The 2492-nt window shown below is 63.0% G+C and carries 2 protein-coding genes; one reads left to right on the top strand and one right to left on the bottom strand.

The window, feature by feature from the left end:
* A partial coding sequence (locus RR842_RS10170; RefSeq protein ID WP_332729668.1) for a hypothetical protein occupies positions 1 to 505 on the top strand: 505 nt, incomplete at its 5' end.
* 62 nt (positions 506 to 567) lie between these two features.
* On the opposite strand, the gene RR842_RS10175 is transcribed toward RR842_RS10170, so the two are convergent.
* The coding region (locus RR842_RS10175) for an FAD-binding protein (protein WP_332729669.1) at positions 568 to 2492 on the bottom strand (1925 nt) is incomplete at its 5' end.

Here is a 2492-nt window from a genome sequence, read left to right on the forward strand (position 1 = left end):
CTATATCGGCGGAGGATTTCCCGAGGTGTTCGCGCGCGAGCTGCAGGCGAACGCGTCCTTTCGTGAGAGCGTTCGGTCGGGTATAGAGAACGGCATGGCCGGGTGGGCGGAATGCGGCGGGCTGATGTACTTGGCTCGAACGCTGCGAACTGGCGGTTCCTCGTTCGATATGGCGGGGGTGTTCGCCTTCGACGTCCAGATGGAGGCCGAACGGCAAGGGCATGGATATGTGGTTGCCACAACGTGCGCCAACCACCCGTGGCTTTCGGCGGGCATCGTGCTCAAAGGACACGAGCACCATTATTCCCATGTGGTTGATGCGGCCGACGATTTGACGTTCTCGCTCGTCGACCGACGAGGATGCGGCATCGTCGACAAGCGAGACGGCGTGTGCCGCAATCGCTGCGTTGCAGGATACGTTCACGTGAATGCTCTTGCATCGCCCCAATGGGCCCCCGGCTTCGTCGCCGCAGCGCGCGCCTATGAGACGCGGGGGACGGGTTAACGACTCATAAGAGGGGCCCGCAGCGCCGGGAGGGGTAGCGCTACGGGCCGAATACGAGCGGTTTAGATCTCGGTGTTCACGGTTTCGGCCATGAGGTAGCCGTAGTTCATGGCGGCGTCGAAGCCCATGGCGTAGGGACGGCCGTCCTTCTCCTCGATGGAGCCGCACACGTCACCTGCGGCGTACAGTCCGGGCACAGCGGTGCCGGCCTCAGTTTGTACGTGCCCCGCCGTGTCGATGGCCAGGCCGCCGGTGGTCAGGTAGAACGTGGGGATGCAGGTAACCACCCAGATGCCGTCGTGTGTGTCGAGGTAGGGCAGCTTCTTGCGCTTGAACTCGTCCTCTTCGCCGGCCAGCGCGTGCGCGTTGTGCGTTTCGAGGGTCGCAGCCAAATCGGTCAGCCCCAGCGCCTCGGCGGCGGCTTCCACGGAGTCGTAGTGCACCATGTCGCCGCGGTGCTCGAGGCACTTGTAGGTGTCCATGGCGTACAGCTCGTTCTTGTTCGTGGTGATGCGACCTGATTCGTCGGTGATGTAGAAGAACGTGCCACCGTTGGCCTCGTCCTTCAGCGCGCGGCCCAGCATGCCGTGGTTATCGGACATGAGATTGCCGAACTGCTTGCCCGACGCGTTTACGATGATGCCCGGCGTGGTCTGGTACAGGAAGGCGATCTCGAAGTTTGATCCGGCCTGGTTCGTGGTGGACAGGAAGGCTCCCAGCTCGCGATCCATGCACTCCACGGTGCCGCCGGCCTTCAATCCCAACTCGATGCCCTCGCCGGTGGAGCCGGGAGCGCAGTTGAACTTGTACTCGCCGTACTCGGGATAGTACTTCTTGATCATGTCCTGGTTCGCGGCGAATCCGCCTGACGTGAGGCATACGGCCTTGGCGGTGACGGTCCAGGTGGAGCCGTCCTTACCTTCGGCCTTCAAACCGGTTACGCGTCCGTCGGCACCCTGCACGAGCTCGGTTACCTTTGTCGCGTATATGATCTTTCCGCCCAGCGCGCCAACGCGGTCGACCAGAAAGTCCTTCGCGTAGCCGCAGCCGCCCATGTAGCAGCCCGGCGCCAGGTACGGCGTCACGCCGTAGGCTTTGTTCACGCCCAGGCTGTAGAACCCGATGCCGATGCCGTGCATCCAATCCACCAGCTGGCCGGAGTTGTCGTACATGGCTGTTTGGTAGGGCATGGCGCCGCCGAAGCGGTCGTTGGCTGGGTTGAGGTACTTCTTCATAATGCCTAGCATGCCCTGCTTGTTGTACATGGGGTTCTCGTTCGCGCGGCCCAGTGCGTAGTTCGTCTGCAGCTGCGACTCGGCAGCAGCGACGCCCGAGTACGTCATGGGCATGGAGCCACCGGCGAAGTCTTGCTTTTCGAACAGAACGACCGTCTTGCCGGCTTCCAGCAGGCGTGTTGCCGCCACGAGGCCCGCGGTTCCGGCGCCCATGAACGCCACGTCCACGTCAGTGGTCTGCGCGGTGCCGCCGCTGGGAGCAACCGCCCCTTTGCGGAAGTCCTTGGGATTGCCGCCCGCGTTGGTGATGGCGTCGGCCACGGCGGACTGCACGGCCATCGAGGTGGTGGTGGCGCCGGTGACCACGTCGACGTCTAGGTTCTTTGCCTCAAGAATCTTGGCGGCCATCATGGGTGCGGCGGTCGACCCGATGCCAATGGTGTCATCGCAGCGCAGCACGCTGACACTGGCGATATCGCCGCCGGCTATGACAACCTGCGCAATCAGATTGTCGTCGTGACCCATGGCCGTGCCGACCCACTTGCCGTCAGTGAAGCTGTCGGGGATACGCTTCTTCTCCGTCTGGGCATCCTTTGCGTTGCTGCTCGCCTGCTTCGGTGCGGCGCATCCTGCCAGACCACCAAGTGCGGCAACGCCGCCGAGTGCAAGCGATCCCCTGAGAAAGTCTCTACGATTGAGCTCCATGATACTGTTTCCTCCTCGATCGGTCGGCGAAGCCCCGTTGTCGTTTC

Source organism: Gordonibacter sp. (genome assembly GCF_036667095.1).
GTDB lineage: Bacteria > Actinomycetota > Coriobacteriia > Coriobacteriales > Eggerthellaceae > Gordonibacter.